This window comes from Streptomyces sp. NPDC044044 (assembly GCF_056434405.1).
Window position 1 is genome coordinate 441,998 of record NZ_JBWKFG010000004.1, and the last position, 17,172, is coordinate 459,169.

At 71.5% G+C, this 17,172-nt stretch carries 13 protein-coding genes; 5 read left to right on the forward strand and 8 right to left on the reverse strand.

Going from position 1 to position 17,172, the window contains the following annotated elements; genetic code table 11:
• Positions 1-26 precede the first annotated feature (26 nt).
• The gene (locus AC07AG_RS17685; protein WP_478755982.1) at positions 27-485 is read right to left on the reverse strand and encodes a VOC family protein; all 459 of its coding nucleotides are present in this window, start codon (positions 483-485) and stop codon (positions 27-29) included.
• A gap of 125 nt (positions 486-610) precedes the next feature.
• On the opposite strand from AC07AG_RS17685, the gene AC07AG_RS17690 reads away from it, so the two are divergent.
• Together AC07AG_RS17690 and AC07AG_RS17695 are read left to right on the forward strand one after the other, a co-directional pair.
• Complete coding sequence (locus AC07AG_RS17690) at positions 611-1,159, forward strand: CGNR zinc finger domain-containing protein (protein WP_478755983.1); 549 nt, start codon at positions 611-613, stop codon at positions 1,157-1,159.
• A gap of 205 nt (positions 1,160-1,364) precedes the next feature.
• Positions 1,365-4,667 (forward strand): S8 family serine peptidase, encoded by a 3,303-nt coding sequence (locus AC07AG_RS17695; protein ID WP_478755984.1) that lies wholly within the window; start codon positions 1,365-1,367, stop codon positions 4,665-4,667.
• A 160-nt stretch (positions 4,668-4,827) separates the two neighbouring features.
• Here the strand turns inward: AC07AG_RS17695 and AC07AG_RS17700 are convergent, their stop codons facing one another.
• From AC07AG_RS17700 to AC07AG_RS17710, 3 genes are all read right to left on the reverse strand, one after another.
• Entirely contained in the window at positions 4,828-5,772 is a 945-nt protein-coding gene (locus AC07AG_RS17700; RefSeq protein WP_478755985.1) for a molybdopterin-dependent oxidoreductase, read from the reverse strand.
• A 76-nt stretch (positions 5,773-5,848) separates the two neighbouring features.
• The gene (locus AC07AG_RS17705; protein ID WP_478755986.1) at positions 5,849-6,700 is read right to left on the reverse strand and encodes a hypothetical protein; all 852 of its coding nucleotides are present in this window, start codon (positions 6,698-6,700) and stop codon (positions 5,849-5,851) included.
• Between the two features lie 2 nt (positions 6,701-6,702).
• A complete protein-coding gene (locus tag AC07AG_RS17710; protein ID WP_478755987.1) occupies positions 6,703-7,257 on the reverse strand; it encodes a sigma-70 family RNA polymerase sigma factor in 555 nt (184 codons plus the stop codon).
• Between the two features lie 197 nt (positions 7,258-7,454).
• Here AC07AG_RS17710 and AC07AG_RS17715 point away from each other — a divergent pair, with 197 nt between their 5' ends.
• Positions 7,455-8,471 (forward strand): aspartate-semialdehyde dehydrogenase, encoded by a 1,017-nt coding sequence (locus tag AC07AG_RS17715; protein WP_478755988.1) that lies wholly within the window; start codon positions 7,455-7,457, stop codon positions 8,469-8,471.
• Positions 8,472-8,523: 52 nt separating this feature from the next.
• Here AC07AG_RS17715 and AC07AG_RS17720 read toward each other — a convergent pair whose 3' ends face one another.
• Positions 8,524-9,783, reverse strand: a complete 1,260-nt coding sequence (locus tag AC07AG_RS17720) for an MFS transporter (protein WP_478755989.1) — start codon at positions 9,781-9,783, stop codon at positions 8,524-8,526.
• 94 nt (positions 9,784-9,877) lie between these two features.
• Here AC07AG_RS17720 and AC07AG_RS17725 point away from each other — a divergent pair, with 94 nt between their 5' ends.
• Positions 9,878-10,744: a LysR family transcriptional regulator gene (locus AC07AG_RS17725; protein WP_478755990.1), complete on the forward strand. Its 867-nt coding sequence runs from the start codon at positions 9,878-9,880 to the stop codon at positions 10,742-10,744.
• A gap of 10 nt (positions 10,745-10,754) precedes the next feature.
• Here AC07AG_RS17725 and AC07AG_RS17730 read toward each other — a convergent pair whose 3' ends face one another.
• Both AC07AG_RS17730 and AC07AG_RS17735 read right to left on the reverse strand, forming a co-directional pair.
• A complete protein-coding gene (locus AC07AG_RS17730; RefSeq protein ID WP_478755991.1) occupies positions 10,755-11,267 on the reverse strand; it encodes a DUF1203 domain-containing protein in 513 nt (170 codons plus the stop codon).
• A 239-nt stretch (positions 11,268-11,506) separates the two neighbouring features.
• A complete protein-coding gene (locus AC07AG_RS17735) occupies positions 11,507-12,754 on the reverse strand; it encodes a flavin-dependent oxidoreductase (RefSeq protein ID WP_478755992.1) in 1,248 nt (415 codons plus the stop codon).
• 282 nt (positions 12,755-13,036) lie between these two features.
• On the opposite strand from AC07AG_RS17735, the gene pepN reads away from it, so the two are divergent.
• Complete coding sequence (gene pepN, locus AC07AG_RS17740) at positions 13,037-15,604, forward strand: aminopeptidase N (protein WP_478755993.1); 2,568 nt, start codon at positions 13,037-13,039, stop codon at positions 15,602-15,604.
• A gap of 613 nt (positions 15,605-16,217) precedes the next feature.
• Here the strand turns inward: pepN and AC07AG_RS17745 are convergent.
• Complete coding sequence (locus tag AC07AG_RS17745) at positions 16,218-17,138, reverse strand: LysR family transcriptional regulator (RefSeq protein WP_478755994.1); 921 nt, start codon at positions 17,136-17,138, stop codon at positions 16,218-16,220.
• Positions 17,139-17,172: the final 34 nt, after the last annotated feature.

Genomic DNA, 17,172 nt, shown 5'->3' on the forward strand with positions numbered 1-17,172 from the left:
CCAGCGGGGCAGGGGGGCAGGGGGGCTCAGAAGAACCCACAGGTAGGCGCGGCGGCCACCGGGGCACGGTCCGAGGCGCCCACGCCAGACCCCGCGTAGATCTCAAGGCGCGTGCCGTCCGGGTCGTGGAAGAAGATCCCGCCGGAGGCGGCACCCTCGCCGTGCGGGACGACTCCCTCGTAGGCGAACTCCACTCCGTACGCGCGCAGAGCACTCTCGTACGCGCGGACCTCCTCGATGGTGTCCACCTCGAGCGCCAGGTGGTGCAGGCCCGCGTTCGAAGCCGCGTACGCCCCGTCCGCCTGCTGCCAGAGTGTGAGCGCGGGGCTCCCGCCCTCGCCCAGGAAGGCGAACCTGCGGCCCTCCTCCTTGCCCTCGCTGATCACTCCGTAACCGATGACGTCGCGGTAGAAGGCGAGTGAGCGCTCGATGTCCGTGACGTTCAGGCCGATGTGGCCGGTGCGGAGTGTGCTGGTCGCGGTCATGACTCTCCCCTTGTCAGTGAACTAATTGTCAGCGAACTAACCTATGAATGTGACTTTAGAGGTTAGAAGCAGAGAGCGTCAACCAGTCACGTACTCTTTGCTGGTTAGTCTTGAAGGGAGCCCCCATGTCCGCCGCACCCCGCGATCCGCGCCCGCTCGTCGGCGAGCCGCTCTCCCTCGACCTGCTCAACACCCGCTGGATGGCGGACGGCGCGCGCCAGGATCTGCTGGCCGATGTCGACGGACTCGCCGTCTGGCTCGCCGCCCAGAGGCTCGACGGCCGGTTCGACGCGGACGAGGCGACGCTGGAGCACGTGCTGCGGGCGCGCGACGCGCTCGCGTCCGCCGTGGACAGCCCCGACGACCCCGCCGGGATCGCCCGCGTCGACAAGATCCTCGGGCACGGGCGCATCCGGGCGACCCTGACCGCGCAAGGACCGGGCGAGGAGCCCGAGTTCAAGGACGCGACGTGGGGCGCGGCGTGGCTTGCGGCCCGCGACTACCTGACGCTCCTCGCCACCGCGCCGGACCGGATCCGCCCCTGCGCGCACGAGGCCTGCATCCTGCACTTCTTCGACACCTCGCGGAACGGGACCCGGCGCTGGTGCTCCATGGCCGGGTGCGGCAACCGGGCCAAGGCGTCGCGGCACTACGCGCGGGTGCGCGAGGCGTAGAGGGGCAGAGGCATAGAGGGGCAGAGACGCAGAGGCGCAGAGGCGCAGAGCCGTAATCATCCGCTATGTCACCGATGGCGCATGGCGGGATTACGCCACCCTCTGATCCTCTCCGGACAACTCTCCCCAAACAGCAGTCACTTACGTAAGGCTGAGCGGTCATCCGGTTCCGGATTCCGGACCTTTTCGACCTTTACGTACAGGGATGCTGATGCACAGATCCAGTGCTAGACGCACGACCCGTCTCGCGATAGCCGTCGGCCTGACCGCCGCGCTCTCCGCCGCCGGGCCCATACCCATGGCTCTCGCGGCCGACGGGGACCCGGGTGGCCCCGGGGGCCAGACCATCCCCAAGTCCGCCGAGAAGAAGCTCGGTTCGGCCGACGCCGATCTCCTCGCGGACGCGAAGGCGGACGGCGAGAAGACCGTCACGATGATGGTCGCCACCGCTCCCGGCGCCACCGAGCAGGTCGCGGGCCAGCTCGACGCCGTCAAGGGCGGTTCGGTCGGCCGGACGTACGACAAGCTCGGCTACGTACGCGCCACCGTGCCCACCGCGAAGGCGGACGCCGCCATCGAGGCGGCGGGGAAGCTGTCGTCCGTGCACGGCATCGACCTGCGGCACGAGATCGAGCTCGACGACCCGACGCCCGCCGCCGACCGCGCCAAGGGCGCGAAGACGGCGGCCGAGGGGACGTACGCCGGACCCGGCAAGAACACCCCGGCGAAGAACCCGTACAACCCGTCCTTCGAGACGGGCGCCGTCGACTTCGTGAAGAAGCACCCGAAGGCGGACGGCCGCGGCACCACCATCGGCATCCTCGACTCCGGCGTCGACCTGGGGCACCCCGCGCTCCAGAAGACCACCACGGGCGAGCGCAAGATCACCGACTGGGTGACAGCGACCGACCCGATCGTGGACGCGGACGGCACCTGGCGCCGGATGACCAACCCCGTCACGGGCCCCGTCTTCACCTGGGACAGCGAGACGTGGAAGGCCCCTGCGGGCTCCTTCCAGGTCAACCGCTTCCGCGAGTCGGCCACCACCGGCGGCGACGCCAAGGGCGACATCAACCGCGACGGCGACACCACCGACAGCTGGGGCGTGCTCTACGACCCGGCCGCGGGCACCGTCCGTGTCGACCTGAACGACAACAACGACTTCACCGACGACGAGACGATGAAGCCGTACAAGGACGGCCACCAGGTCGCCTACTTCGGCAAGGACGACCCGGCGACCGACGTCGTCGAGCGCGTCCCCTTCGTCGTCGAGATCCGCAAGGACGTGCCGACCGACCCGTACGGCGGCGACTGGGTCGGCAAGAAGGCCGACTTCGTCAACATCGGCGTCATCGAGTCCGAGCACGGCACGCACGTCGCGGGCATCACCGCGGCCAACGGCCTGTTCGGCGGCAAGATGAACGGCGCCGCCCCCGGCGCCAAGCTCGTCTCCTCGCGCGCCTGCACCTGGACCGGCGGCTGCACGAACGTCGCGCTCACCGAGGGCATGATCGACCTCGTCACGAAGCGCGGCGTCGACATCGTGAACATGTCGATCGGCGGCCTCCCCGCCCTGAACGACGGCAACAACGCGCGCGCCGAGCTCTACAAGCGCCTCATCGACGAGTACGGCGTCCAGCTGGTGATCTCCGCGGGCAACTCGGGCCCCGGCGCGAACACCATCGGCGACCCCGGCCTCGCGGACAAGGTCATCTCCGTCGGCGCCTCCATCTCCAAGGAGACCTGGGCCGCCAACTACGGCTCGGCCGTGAAGAAGTCGTACGCGATGATGCCGTTCTCCTCGCGCGGCCCGCGTGAGGACGGCGGCTTCGCGCCGATCATCTCCGCGCCGGGCTCGGCCATCAACACGACGCAGACCTGGCTTCCGGGCTCCCCGGTCGCCGAGGCGGGCTACCAACTGCCCGCCGGTTACTCGATGTTGCAGGGTACGTCGATGGCGTCCCCGCAGGCCGCGGGCGCATCGGCGCTGCTCCTGTCCGCCGCCGAGCGCGAGGACGTCGACCTGACCCCGGCGAAGCTGCGCACGGCGCTCACCTCGACCGCGGACCGCATCCCCGGCGAGCAGGCGTACGCGCAGGGCACCGGCCGGATCAACGTGGTCGACGCCTGGAACGCGATCGAGGACCACGCGAAGGCCCACACGTACACGGTGAAGGCCCCGGTCGACACCGCCCTGGAGCAGGAGCTCAAGAAGCCCGGCACCGGCATCTACGACCGTGAGGGCGGCCTGAAGACCGGCCAGAAGCGGACGTACGACGTCACGGTCACCCGCACCTCGGGCCCGGACCGCGGCATCCGCCACGAGCTGGACCTGGTCAACAACCACGAGGGCACGTTCAAGCTTCTCGGCAAGGGCGCCGTGACGCTGCCGCTGAACAAGCCGGTCACGGTCAAGGTGCAGGCGAAGGCCAAGTCGGCCGGTCTGCACAGCGCGATCCTGACCGTCGACGACGAGCGCAGCGAGGGCATCGACCAGCAGATCATGTCGACGGTCGTCGTCTCGACGCCGCTCGCGAAGCCCGCGTACACGTTCTCGGGGTCCGGCGAGGTGCAGCGCAACAGCACCAAGTCCTACTTCGTGACGGTCCCCAAGGGCGCCAAGTCCCTGGAGGTGGCGCTCGGCGGGCTGAAGGACAAGAGCCAGACGCGGTTCATCGCGGTGCACCCGTACGGCGTCCCGGTCGACTCGACGTCGTCGCTGACCTGCTACGCGAACTACGACAACCCGGCCAACACCTGCCGCCCCGACCTGCGTTCGTACCCCGAGCCGCAGGCGGGCGTGTGGGAGATCGAGGTCGAGTCGCGCAGGACGTCGCCGCTCCTGGACAACCCCTACAAGCTGGACGTCTCGGCTCTGGGTGTCGCCTTCGACCCCGCCGTGCAGACGGTGCCGGAGGCGAAGGTCGGTACTCCGGCGCCCGTCTCCTGGAAGGTCACCAACAACTTCGCCGCGGTGGACGGCAAGTTGAAGGGCGGCCCGCTCGGCTCGGCGAAGGCCGCGAAGCCCTCGATCAAGCAGGGTGAGACGCAGACCACGACCGTGGTCGTGCCCGAGGGCGCGGAGCGGCTCGACGTCGCGATCGGTTCGACGGCGGACACCGCCGCGGACCTCGACCTGTCGGTCTCGAAGGACGGCGCGGTCGTCGGCTCGTCGGCGGACGGCGACTCGGAGGAGTCGGTCAGCCTCACGAAGCCCGCGGCGGGTACGTACGAGATCGAGGTGGCGGGCTACTCGATTCCGTCCGGCGCCACGGCGTACGACTACCGGGATGTGTTCTTCTCGGGCGCGCTCGGCTCGGTGAAGGTGGACGAGTCGGCGCCGGTGAAGCTGGCGAACGGGGCCTCCGCGGAGGTCTCCGCCCAGGTCGCGGCGGATGCGCCCGCAGCCGAGGGACGTCAGCTGTTCGGTGAGGTGTCTCTGCTGAACGGGCGGGGCACGGTTGCCGGGACCGGCAGCGTCCTGATCGAGAAGGTGACCGCGCCTTAACTGGCTCGGAGCCTTGGGCGGGGTCGATCACCGGCTTCGCCGAGTTCGTCCTCAAGCGCCGGACGGGCTGGAAATCCAGCCCGGCCGGCGTTTGAGGCCATCTTGTCGGGGGTCCAGGGGGCGGAGCCCCATGGTTTCGGGAAGGGGCGGGGTTGGGGAATTAGCCCCTCTCCACCACCTCGACTCCCACCTCGTGCACCGCATTACGCGCCCCCGCGAGCGGCTGTACGCGCCCCGCGAGATCCCTCGCCCGGCAGCGGATCCGATGCTCACCCGGCGCCAACTCCCGTTCCAGGGAGAAGCGTTGCCACGTCGGGCCGGAGCCAGGCGGGTCCACCTCAGCAGCCTCCCAGGCACCCTCGTCGACCGAGACATCGACGCCCACGATCTCCGTCGTGCTCCATGCGCGGCCACTCAAGTCCACGGCCCCAGCGCGCAGTTGCTCACCGTCCCCCGGCGAGAACAACTTGCTGCTCACGTCGACCTCCCGCACCGGACTCGGCCCCGAGTCCCCCGGCAGGACGCGGTTGTACAGCTGCGTGGTGAACATCCCCTCCGCCCTGCGGTCCGCCAGGACGATCCGGGTCAGCCACTTCACCGAGTTCGTGCCGAACATCCGCGGCACCACCGCCCGCAGCGGAAACCCGTGCTCGGCACTGAGCGGCTCCCCGTTCATCCGGTGCGCGAGGAAGACATCGCCGCGGGCCACCGACAGGGGCAGGTCCTTGACGTACGTGAGCCCGTCCTGGCCCTGGAACGACCCCGTGTCCGCGCCCTCGAACCAGACGTGCCGCGCCGCGGCCAGCGGCACCGCCCGGTCCAGGAGCGCGGCGAGCGGCACCCCCGCCCACTCCACCTGCGCCACCGCCCGCGTCGGCACGTCCGGCGCGAACGGGCTCCCGAAGCACTCGTGGAAGGCGGGCAGCCGCTGCGTCCCGAGCGCGAGGACGGCGTCCATGTCCAGGCGCAGAGGGCGCTCGACCAGGCCCTCCACCACCAGGGTCCAGTCCGCGACGTCGATGCCGGGCACGCCCAGGTGCTTCCTGACGAAGACGTCGTCGGTCGGCGTGAAGTCGGGTCCGGGCGCGGGTACTTGCGTCATCATGTAGTAATCGTAGAGCCCTTTCAGTCCTTACACGCGGAACCCGTGCCGAAGGCTGTCCGACACGGCACGGCACGGTCTAACACGTGAGCCCCTTCGCCTTGGGCAGCGCCCGCTCGATCCATGCCCTGTCCTTGGCCACGGCCTTGCCCGTGGACCAGACGGTCGGCGACGCCTCGCCGCGGTCGATGCCGATCAGCGTCCGGTCGCCCGGCCGCAGCCGCGGGTCCACGTCCACGTCCATCACGAACGTGATCTGTTTCTCGCCGCTGACGGGCTTGTAGTAGCGGGAGACGTCCAGGACGATCCGCTCCTGCGTCGCTCCGGGAATCGGCTCGACCCGGTTCACCGTGCCCTCCACGATGAGCCGCGCGCACGCCACGTACCCCTCGGGCGAGAGGTCCTCGGCGGCTCCCCCGCCGTTCCCCTTGTCGTCCCCCGGAGCCGCCCCCTTCGCCGCGTCGGAGTCGGAGCGCTCGGTGATCCCGCCCCCGCTCTCCACCGCGAGCCAGGCGAGCCCGCCCACCAGCGAGGCGGCTGCTGTGGCCGCCGCCACCCCGAGCGCCAGCGTCAGACGCCGCCGCCGGACACCGGCGGGACGTACGCGGGCGGGACGTACCCGGGCGGGACCCACACCGCCGACCGGCTTCGGCACAGCCACCGGCCCGCGCGTCGGCTCCGGAATCGGCTCCGGAATCGGCTCCGGGGCCGCCAGAGCCCGGCCCACCACCCCGATGTGCTCCCGAAGCAGTGCGACATCCGCCACGGCATCGGCATGCTCCGCCACGAGCTCCGGATCCCGCCCGGAGGCCTCGGGCAGCGGATCGCCCGCGAGAGCGAGCATCAGCGCGTCGTGGTCGTAGGAGCGGTCGCAGGAGCGGTCGTCGGAATGGTCGTAGGAGTGGTCGTACTCACACTCGTCCCTGTCCACCGTCACACCACCTCGCCCTCGTGCAGCCGCGTCCGCAGCACCCGTACCGCCGTATGCAGCCTGCTTTTGACCGTGCCCTCCGGAATGCCCAGCTCGTCGGCTATCGCCCGTACCGGCAGATCGGCGTAGAAGCGCAGGACGACGACCTGCCGCTGCGTGTCGGGCAGCGCGTCCAGCCCCTGGGTGACGGCCATCGAGAGCGCCCGTGACTCCGCCCCGTCCTCGTCCGTCGCCTCCCGCCACAGCACGGCGAGCCGCTCCCCGAGCCGCTCCTGCCTGCGGCGCGCCCGGTGCCAGTCCATGGCGAGGTTGGAGGCGACGACCGCCGCCCACGCGGACACGTCACGCGGCGCCTCGCGCCCGTCCGCCGCCCGCTCGAGGAGCTTGAGCCTGACCTGCTGGACGCCGTCGGGCAGATCGACGTGCGGGACCCCGCCGAGCGCGAGCACCGCCCGCACCCGGTCCTCCTGGGCCGCGTCGAGCGGATCCGACCATTCCTTCCGGTCCTTCCGGTCCCGCCGGTCCCGCCGGTCCCGTCGCATTCTTCCGCGCAGCAAGACACCCCTCCCGTCCCCGCGTTTCCCCTAGGACGCCGGGAGCGCCCGAAACGTTCGGTCCGGGTCCAGGTGCGGTCCACGGGAATGTGACATCCCGAACTTCGGACAATGGATTGGACAAGGCGCCCGTGGACAGACGCATCATGGAACCGGCGCAGGCCAAAGCCTGTGCCCATGCACATACGGAGGATGTCCCTGTGAAGGTCGGAATCGTCGGAGCCACCGGTCAGGTCGGCACGGTCATGCGCAAGATCCTCGTCGAGCGGGACTTCCCGGTGGACGAGCTGCGCCTGTTCGCCTCGGCCCGCTCGGCCGGCTCGGTCCTCGACGGTGTGACGGTCGAGGACGCCTCGACGGCCGACTACAGCGGCCTCGACATCGTCCTGTTCTCGGCGGGCGGCGCCACCTCGAAGGCGCTGGCCGAGAAGGTCGCCTCGCAGGGCCCCGTCGTGATCGACAACTCCTCGGCCTGGCGGATGGACCCCGAGGTCCCCCTCGTCGTCTCCGAGGTCAACCCGCACGCGATCGCGAACCGCCCCAAGGGCATCATCGCCAACCCGAACTGCACGACGATGGCCGCCATGCCGGTCCTGAAGCCGCTGCACAAGGAGGCCGGGCTCACCGCGCTCGTCGTGGCGACGTACCAGGCCGTGTCCGGCTCGGGTCTCGCCGGTGTCGACGAGCTCTTCGAGCAGGTCAAGAAGGTCGGCGACGACGGCCCCAAGCTCACGCACGACGGCTCGGCGACGGAGTTCCCCGCGCCGAACAAGTACGTCGCGCCGATCGCGTACAACGTCCTGCCGATGGCGGGCTCCATCGTCGACGACGGTCTGAACGAGACCGACGAGGAGCAGAAGCTCCGCAACGAATCCCGCAAGATCCTGGAGATCCCGGCCCTCAAGGTCTCCGGCACCTGTGTCCGCGTGCCGGTCTTCACCGGTCACTCGCTGCAGGTCAACGCCCGTTTCGAGCGTCCGCTGAGCGCCGAGCGCGCCACCGAGATCCTTGGCTCGGCCGAGGGCGTCGTCCTCACGGACGTCCCGACCCCGCTGGTCGCCGCGGGCAAGGACGACGCCTTCGTCGGCCGCATCCGCACCGACGAGACGGCGGAGAACGGCCTGGCCTTCTTCATCTCCGACGACAACCTCCGCAAGGGTGCCGCGCTGAACGCGGTGCAGATCGCGGAGCTGGTAGCGGCCGAGCTCAAGGGCTAGGTCCCAGGCCCCACCTCGTCATCCGTACGCCGAAGGGGGCGGACACCGGTCTTCATCCGGCGTCCGCCCCCTTCGCGTGCCCGGTGGCCGCCCTCTTCGCGTGCCCGGCGTCCGCCCCCTTCGCGTACGCCGCGACAAGCAGGGCCAGCGCTGCGAGGCCGCCCCCGAGCCACAGCACGTCCGTCGTCCCGAAGCCGTCCGCGACCAGGCCCCCGGTCAGCGCGCCCAGGGCGATCGCCGCGTTGAACACCCCGGCGAAGAGCGCCGACGCCGCCTCACGGGCGTGGGGCGCCGCGGCGAGCACCCACTGCTGGGTGGAGACCGAGACCCCGCCGTAGGCCAGCCCCCACGCGACCAGGAGCGCCACCGACGCGAGGAGCGAGCCGCCCGCGGGGCCAAGGAGCAGGACCACGGCGGCAAGTCCCGCGCTGATGGCGAGCAGCGCCCGGCGCGGGTCGCGGGCCGCGAGCGCGCCGCCCGCGAAGTTGCCGACGATGCCCGCGACCCCGTACGCGAGGAGCAGCCCGCTGATCAGTCCGGCGCCCAGGTCGGGCACCCGCTCCAGTACGGGGCGTACGTAGGTGTACGCGGCGAAGTGCCCGGTCACCAGGAGCAGCACCACCAGGAGCCCGGCCCGCAGCCGCGCGCCCCGCAGCAGCCCGGGGAAGGTGCCGAGCCGTACCGGCGCCGAGGACGGCAGTGGCGGAAGCGTCGCCGCGAGCAGCCCGGCCACCGCGAGCGCGAACGCGCCCATCACCGCGAACGCCCAGCGCCAGCCCGCGAGTTCACCGAGGAACGTACCGGCGGGGACGCCGAGCACGGACGCCACCGCGATCCCGCTGAAGATCACCGTGGTGGCCCGCCCCGCGGACTCCTCGCGCACGAGCCGTACGCCGAGCCCGGCCGCGATCGCCCACACTCCCCCGATGCAGACCCCCACGAGCACCCGCGCGGCGAGCAGCACGCCGAAGGCGGGCGCGAGCGCGGAGAGGAGGTTGGCGGCGGCGAGCAGGGCCATCAGCGCGCACAGCACCGTCCGCCGGTCGGCCCGCCGCACGGCGACCGGGAGGAGCAGGGCGGCGAGCGCCGCGACCACGCCGGGCAGCGTGACCGTCAGGCCCGCGGTCCCGTCGGACACACCGAGCCCGGAGGAGAGGGAGGTGAGGAGGCCGACCGGCAGCATTTCCGTGGTGACGACGGAGAAGGTGGTGGCGGCGACGGTGAGGACGGACAGGGGCAGGGACAGAGGCAGGGAGCGCTGCGGCTCGGCGAGTTCGGGGAGTTCGGGGGGTGTGTCCGGGGTGGCTTTCATGGGGTCAAGCCTTCGTCGGACGCCTGCCGGGAACAACGGCGAAGATCTCATCCTTGAATGAGCGTGGCTCATGGATGCGAAGGGGGTGTACCGCTTGAGCGGGCTTGAGATACGGGAGCTGGAGTGCTTCATGGCGCTCGCCGACGAGCTGCACTTCGGCCGCGCGGGCGAGCGGCTCTACGTCTCGCAGAGCCGCGTCAGCCAGCTGCTGCGGAACCTGGAGCGGCGGATCGGCACACGGCTCGTGGAGCGGTCGAGCCGACGGGTGCGGCTGACTCCGGCGGGCGAGCACTTCCTGGCCGAACTGCGCCCCGCGTACGAGGTGTTGAGCGCCACGGTGGACGCGGCACGGGAGTCCGCGCGGGGCGTCACGGGGCGGCTGCGGATCGGCTTCCAGGGGACGGCGGACGCGCGTCTGATGGGGGCGATCACCGGCTTCCAGGAGCGGCATCCTGGCTGCGTGACGGAGATCGTGGAGGTGCCGTTCGCGGATCCCTTCGGGGCGGTGCGGCACGGGGACGTGGACACGGCGATCGTGCTCCTTCCCGTCGAGGAGCCGGACCTGGTGCTCGGCCCGCTCTTCTCCCGCCAGCAGCAGACGGTCGCGGTGTCGGTACGCCATCCCTTCGCGGGCCGTGCGTCGCTGCGCGCGGACGAGCTGACGGGTACGCCGCTGATCTCCGCGACGGCGCCGGCACCGGCCTACTGGCGCGCGGCGCAGGCGCCGTCCCCCGCCCCCGCGCCGGAGGTGCGCACCCTCCAGGAGGGGCTGACGCTGGTCGCGGCCGAGCGCGGGGCGATGCTGCTGTGCCGCCCCACGGCGGAGTACCACGGGCGCAGTGACGTCACGTTCGTGCCGGTGGAGGGGGTGCCGGACTCGGTGCTCGGGATGGTGTGGCGCCGGGACGGGGAGACGGAGCGGGTGCGGGAGTTCGCGCGGGCGGTGGAGGCGGTCTCGTAGGAGCGGTTCTTCAGGGGCGGCGCACCTCGAAGTGGAAGCAGCCGTACTCCACGGCCCTGACGTGCACGAGGGCTACCCGCGGGTCGGCGAAGGCCTCCGCGAAGGCGGCGTCGAAGCCTTCCGTCGCGGGGTCCGGGATCTCCAGGAGGCGGCCACCGACGATGTGGCCTTCGGCGTTGTAGCGGCGGAGGGTACGGAGGGAGCCGGGGCGGGCGAAGGGGTACGCGCCGTCGCCGCTGGGCGCCGGGCCCTCGCAGTCCTGCGCGTGGATGAAGACGGGGCCCTGCTCGTCGTAGGCGCCGGGGGTGGCGCCGGTCTCCTCGGCCCAGCGGCGGAGGGGGGCGTACGAGACGAGGGCGACGCGTTCTCCGGGGGCGATGGGGCGGAGGCAGCAGCGGAGGGGGTCGCCGCCTTCCGTGTCCACGTAGGGGTTGCAGGGGCGGCCTGCGTCGTCGGTCACGCGGAGTTGCTTGAGGGCGAGGGGAGTTATGGGGCGAGGGGCGTAGGCGGTGGTTGTGTTCATGTGCCGAGGGTCGCGCGTGGGGGTGGATGAGGGCTGGCGGATTTCAGACGTTGATTTTCCCCAACCCGCCCCATCCCGGCCGTGACATGGCGGCTCCGCCGCGGGCCGCTCGGCGCGGGGCCTTGGTGGCCGTCATCACCGGCTCCGCCGAGTTCGTCCTCAAACGCCGGACGGGCTGAGACTCTCAGCACGTCCGGCGATTTCGGCCATCTGTTGGGGCCCAGGGGGGCGGACAGCCGCTACCAACACCCCCGCATACGCCGATACCCCTCCCCCAGCCCCGCCAACTCCTCCTCCGTCAACACGTCCTCCACCCGCACGAACCCCTCTGGCGCCCTCTCCGCCACGGTCCGCAGCACCGCATCCACCGGCATCGCCCGGTTGGCCAGGGCCACGGCGTTGGCGGGGCCCCACCGCTGCGCCTCGTAGGCCCGCAGGCCACTCACCCGGTCCACCCCGGCAAGGGCCACGCACTGCGCGAGCACCCACGCGTCGAGCACCGCCTCCGAGCCGCCGCTCGACCCCACGGGGTACATCGGATGGGCCGCGTCGCCCAGGAGCGTCACGGGGCCGCGGCCCCACCACGGCAGGGGGTCCCTGTCCACCATCGGGTACTCCAGGATCCGGCTCGTCGCGCCGGTCGCGGCAAGGAGCGCGGGCACGTCCAGGTCCCCGATCCGCCAGCCCGAGAAGTGGGGAAGGACATCGGAGAGGCGGCCCGAGCGGTTCCAGTCCACCGGGCCCGGCGCCCCGTGGTGATGCCGCGGAAAGCGCACCTCCGCCACCCAGTTGAGCAGCGCGCGGCCCCGCGTCTCCGCCTCCCGCGAGATCGGGTAGACGACGAGCTTCGCGGCCGCGTTGCTGCCCGCGAACGCCATCGTCCGGCCGCCGAGCACCGGATCCCACTCGGCGACGCCCCGCCACATCCGGATGCCGTTCCACAGCGGCGGGCCCTCCCCGGGATGCAGCCGGGCCCGCACCGCCGAGTACAGCCCGTCGGCCCCGATCAGGGCCCGCACCGGCACCGCGAACTCCCGTCCGCGCCGCACGTCCCGCAGGGTCACCCGCAGCGCCCCTGACCCCTCAGGCTCGGCGTACCGCACGAAGGCCGTACCGGTCTGGACAGCGTTGTCACCGAGGCGGTCGCGCACCGCGTCCAGGAGGATCAGCTGCAGGGCGCCGCGGTGCAGGGAGTACTGCGGCCAGTGGTGGCCGCGCGCGAAGCCGAGCGGCTCGCCCCAGATGTGGTTGCCGTGCCGGTCGAAGTGGACGGTCTCGGCGGTCGGCACGGCCGTGGCGGCCAGTTCGGCGCCGAGGCCGAGCTCCGTCAACACCTGGACGGCGTGCGGGAGAAGGTTGATGCCGACCCCGACGGGCCGCAGCTCGTCCACCGCGTCGACGACCCGTACCCCGATGCCCGCCGCGTGCAGGCTGAGCGCGGTGGTGAGCCCGCCGATCCCGGCTCCCACGACGAGAACGTCGATCATGTGGCGCACCTCGCGCCACGCGAGCGCGTTGATCGGCGTGATCCCGGTGACCGGCGTGAGCCCGGTAATCGCGTCAGGCTCGGTAATCGCAGTGACCGTCGGAGTCCCATGAACGCTCCCCCCCGGGGCGTGAGTCGACGCGCGGATGCTAGCGGCACGGCAGCCCGCGAACAATGCCGCACGGCGGCCGCCGGACAATGGCCGGGCACTCCCGCCGACCCACGTGGAAGGATGGCCGGAAACGCCACAAGTCGTACCTGACGTTCCTGAGGAGATGACCGCGTGCCCGGCACCAATCTGACCCGCGAAGAGGCGCAGCAGCGGGCGAAGCTGCTCACCGTTGACTCGTACGAGATCGATCTCGACCTCTCCGGCGCGCAAGAGGGCGGCACCTACCGGTCGGTGACCACGGTGCGCTTCGACTCCGCCGAGGCGGGCGCCGAGACCTTCATCGATCTGGTCGCCCCCGCGGTCTACGAGGCCGTCCTGAACGGACACTCGCTGGACGTGGCCGCCGTCTTCCGTGACTCGCGCATCGCGCTGAAGCACCTGGAGGCGGGGCCGAACGAGCTGAAGGTGGTCGCCGACTGCGACTACACCAACACGGGTGAGGGGCTGCACCGGTTCGTCGACCCGGTCGACCAGCAGGCCTACCTCTACACGCAGTTCGAGGTCCCGGACGCGCGCCGCGTCTTCGCCTCCTTCGAGCAGCCCGATCTCAAGGCGACGTTCCAGTTCACCGTGAAGGCGCCGTCCGGCTGGACGGTCGTCTCGAATTCGCCGACGCCCGAGCCCAGCGGTGATGTCTGGGTCTTCGAGCCCACGCCGCGGATGTCGACGTACATCACGGCGCTCATCGTCGGTCCGTATCACTCGGTCCACAGCTCGTACGAGGGTCCTGGCGGCCAGTCGGTTCCGCTCGGCATCTATTGCCGTCCCTCGCTCGCCGAGTTCCTCGACTCGGACGCGATCTTCGAGGTCACCCGGCAGGGCTTCGACTGGTTCCAGGAGAAGTTCGACTACGCCTACCCCTTCGCCAAGTACGACCAGCTCTTCGTGCCGGAGTTCAACGCGGGCGCGATGGAGAACGCGGGCGCGGTGACCATCCGCGACCAGTACGTGTTCCGTTCGAAGGTGACGGACGCGGCGTACGAGACGCGCGCGGAAACCATCCTCCACGAGCTGGCCCACATGTGGTTCGGCGACCTGGTGACGATGGAGTGGTGGAACGACCTCTGGCTGAACGAGTCATTCGCGACGTACACGTCCATCGCCTGCCAGGCGTACGCGGAGAACTCGCGCTGGCCGCACTCCTGGACGACGTTCGCCAACTCCATGAAGACGTGGGCCTACCGCCAGGACCAGCTTCCCTCCACGCACCCGATCATGGCCGACATCCAGGACCTCGACGACGTCCTGGTCAACTTCGACGGCATCACGTACGCCAAGGGCGCGAGCGTCCTGAAGCAGCTGGTCGCGTACGTCGGGATGGACGAGTTCTTCCGGGGCGTGCAGGCGTACTTCAAGGCGCACGCGTTCGGCAACACGCGCCTGTCCGATCTGCTCGGCGCGCTTGAGGAGACCAGCGGGCGCGACCTGAAGACGTGGTCGAAGAAGTGGCTGGAGACGGCCGGCATCAACGTCCTGCGTCCGGTGGTGGACGTCGACACGTCCGGCAGGATCACGTCGTTCGCGGTCAAGCAGGAGGCCCCGGCGCTCCCGGCGGGCGCCAAGGGCGAGCCGACGCTGCGCCCCCACCGGATCGCGATCGGCTTCTACGACCTCGACGACGAGAGCGGCAAGCTGCTGCGCACGGACCGCGTGGAGCTGGACGTGGACGGCGAACTCACGGCGGTGGACGAGCTGGTGGGCCGCAGGCGCCCGGCGGTGATCCTCCTGAACGACGACGACCTGTCGTACGCGAAGGTCCGCATGGACACGGAGTCGCTCGCCTTCGTGACCGAGCACATCGGCGACTTCGAGGCGTCGCTGCCGCGTGCGCTGTCGTGGGCGTCGGCGTGGGACATGACGCGGGACGCGGAACTCCCGACGCGGGAGTACCTCTCCCTGGTCCTCTCCGGCATCGCCAAGGAGTCGGACATCGGGGTCGTGCAGTCCCTGCACCGCCAGGTGAAGATGGCCCTTGAGCTGTACGCGGCTCCTGCCGGGCGCGACGAGGCGCTCGCCCGCTGGACCGAGGCGACGCTCTCGCACCTGCGCTCGGCGGAGCCGGGCAGTGACCACCAGCTCGCGTGGGCACGGGCGTTCGCGGCGACGGCGCGTACGGAGGAGCAGCTGATGCTCCTGGAGGAGCTGGTGTCGGGCAAGCAGTCGGTCCCGGGTCTCGCGGTGGACACGGAGCTGCGCTGGGCGTTCGTGCACCGGCTCGCGGCGACGGGGCGGCTCGACGAGGCCGGGATCACGGCGGAGCTGGACCGCGACAAGACGGCCGCGGGCGAGCGGCACGCCGCGTCGGCGCGGGCGGCGCGGCCCACGCCGGAGGCGAAGGCGGAGGCCTGGGCCTCGGTCGTCGAGTCCGACAAGCTGCCGAACGCGATCCAGGAGTCCGTGATCGGCGGCTTCGTCCAGACGGACCAGCGCGAACTCCTCGCCCCGTACACGGAGAAGTTCTTCGCTGCGGTCAAGGGGGCGTGGGACTCGCGCTCGCACGAGATGGCGCAGCAGATCGCGGTGGGCCTGTACCCGTCGCTCCAGGTGTCCCAGGCCACGCTGGACGCGACGGACGCGTGGCTGGCCTCGGCGTCCCCGTCGGCGGCACTGCGCCGTCTGATCACGGAGTCCAGGGCGGGCGTGGAAAGGGCCCTACGAGCCCAGTCAGCAGACGCCTAACCCCACCCCCGAGGCCGGCGCACCCCCCTTCCCCATCCCCCGCCGGCCTCGGGGCCGGGCCCGATTGCCCTGCCGCGTCAAGCCGGTGGTCGGCACCCCGCCTACCGGCCGTATCCACCCTTCCCGCGCTGCGCGCGGATGCCCCCACCCACCCGCCCGATTGCCCCGCAGCCACAGGGGGTTATCGGGACTGTCGCCTGGGTGCCACAGCGCACCTTCCCGCGCTGCGCGCGGATCTTTCCCGCCCACCCACCCGTTTGCCCCGCAGCTACGGGGTGATCGGGTGGGTGGGCGGGCGGGGAGCATTTGCGCGAAGCGCGGGAAGCCAGGCGTCAGCCACGGAGTATCGGGTGGGCGGGCGGGAAAGACCCGCGCGGAGCGCGGGAGGTCACGCGTCGGCCACGGGGTATCGGGTGGGCGGGTGGGGAAGATCCGCGCGCAGCGCGGGAAGTCCGGTGGCGACCCGCAGACGCAGAACCCGGACAGGCCCACACTGCGGGGTACCGGGCGGGTGGGCGGGAAAGATCCGCGCGGAGCGCGGTAAGCCCGGTGGCGGCCCGCAGGCGCAGAACTCGGGCGGGACCCGAGCTGTGGCGCGCCCCCCGGTGCAGGTCTACTCCGGCTCCGCCCCCCGCAGGGGAACCGCGGAGCGGAGTGCCGACAAGACCCTGCTGACCGCCGCTCCCCCCGCGGCCCCGCGGCGAACCGCCGCCACCACATGGCGGCGGGGCCGGTCCGCGGACAGGGACCGCATCACCACTCCGTCACGGCGGACCGCCGCCATCCGCGGGACCAGGGCCACCCCCATCCCCGCCTCCACCATCGCCAGGATCGCCGTCCAGCCGGAAGCGGAATGCGCCTGCTCAGGTGTGAAACCGGCCCCCTCGCACGCCGCCCGCGTGATCTCCGACCAGGGGCCGCTGCCCCCGAAGATCCACGGCTCCGCCGCCAGGTCCGCGAGCCTCAGCCCCTCCGCATCCGCCAGCGCGTGATCCCCCGGAAGCGCCACGTCCAGCGGATCCGCCAGCAGTGACTCCCGCGTGAAGCGCGTGTCCGCGTCCGCCGCGGCAGGCGCCGTCACCGCCAAGGATAGGGCCACGTCCACCTCCCCCGCGGCCAGCAGCTCGTACGCCTCCGCCGCCTCCACCTCACGGACCCGCACCGAGATGCCCGGCGCCGCCGCCCTCAGCTCCCGCACCGCGGGGACCACCAGCGCGGGCACCGCGGTCGAGAAGGCGCCGACCCGCACCTCGCCCGCCTCACCCTGCGCGTAGGCCGCCAACTCGGCGTCGGCCAGCTCCAGTTGGGCGAAGACCGCCTCCGCGTGCCGCAGCACGAGGTGCGCCGCGTCCGTCAGGCGGACCCGCCGCCCGTGCGCCTCCAGGAGCGGCACCCCCAGCTGCTTCGCGAGGTTGGACAGCTGCTGGGACACCGCCGACGGCGTCATCCGCAGCGCCTGCGCCGTCGCCGTGACCGTGCCCCGCTCGCTCAACGTACGCAGGATCTGCAGTTTCTTGATGTCCCACTCGCTCATGGAGTCAACGTACCGACTGGTCAGGAGAGGTGAT

Bases quoted from the DNA above. Each gene is read 5' to 3' on its own strand.
- AC07AG_RS17720 (WP_478755989.1), bottom strand. From the start codon at position 9,783: ATGAAAGCCACCCCGGACACACCCCCCGAACTCCCCGAACTCGCCGAG.
- AC07AG_RS17745 (WP_478755994.1), bottom strand. From the start codon at position 17,138: ATGAGCGAGTGGGACATCAAGAAACTGCAGATCCTGCGTACGTTGAGC.
- AC07AG_RS17730 (WP_478755991.1), bottom strand. From the start codon at position 11,267: ATGAACACAACCACCGCCTACGCCCCTCGCCCCATAACTCCCCTCGCC.
- AC07AG_RS17685 (WP_478755982.1), bottom strand. From the start codon at position 485: ATGACCGCGACCAGCACACTCCGCACCGGCCACATCGGCCTGAACGTC.
- AC07AG_RS17735 (WP_478755992.1), bottom strand. From the start codon at position 12,754: ATGATCGACGTTCTCGTCGTGGGAGCCGGGATCGGCGGGCTCACCACC.
- AC07AG_RS17690 (WP_478755983.1), top strand. From the start codon at position 611: ATGTCCGCCGCACCCCGCGATCCGCGCCCGCTCGTCGGCGAGCCGCTC.
- AC07AG_RS17695 (WP_478755984.1), top strand. From the start codon at position 1,365: ATGCTGATGCACAGATCCAGTGCTAGACGCACGACCCGTCTCGCGATA.
- AC07AG_RS17700 (WP_478755985.1), bottom strand. From the start codon at position 5,772: ATGATGACGCAAGTACCCGCGCCCGGACCCGACTTCACGCCGACCGAC.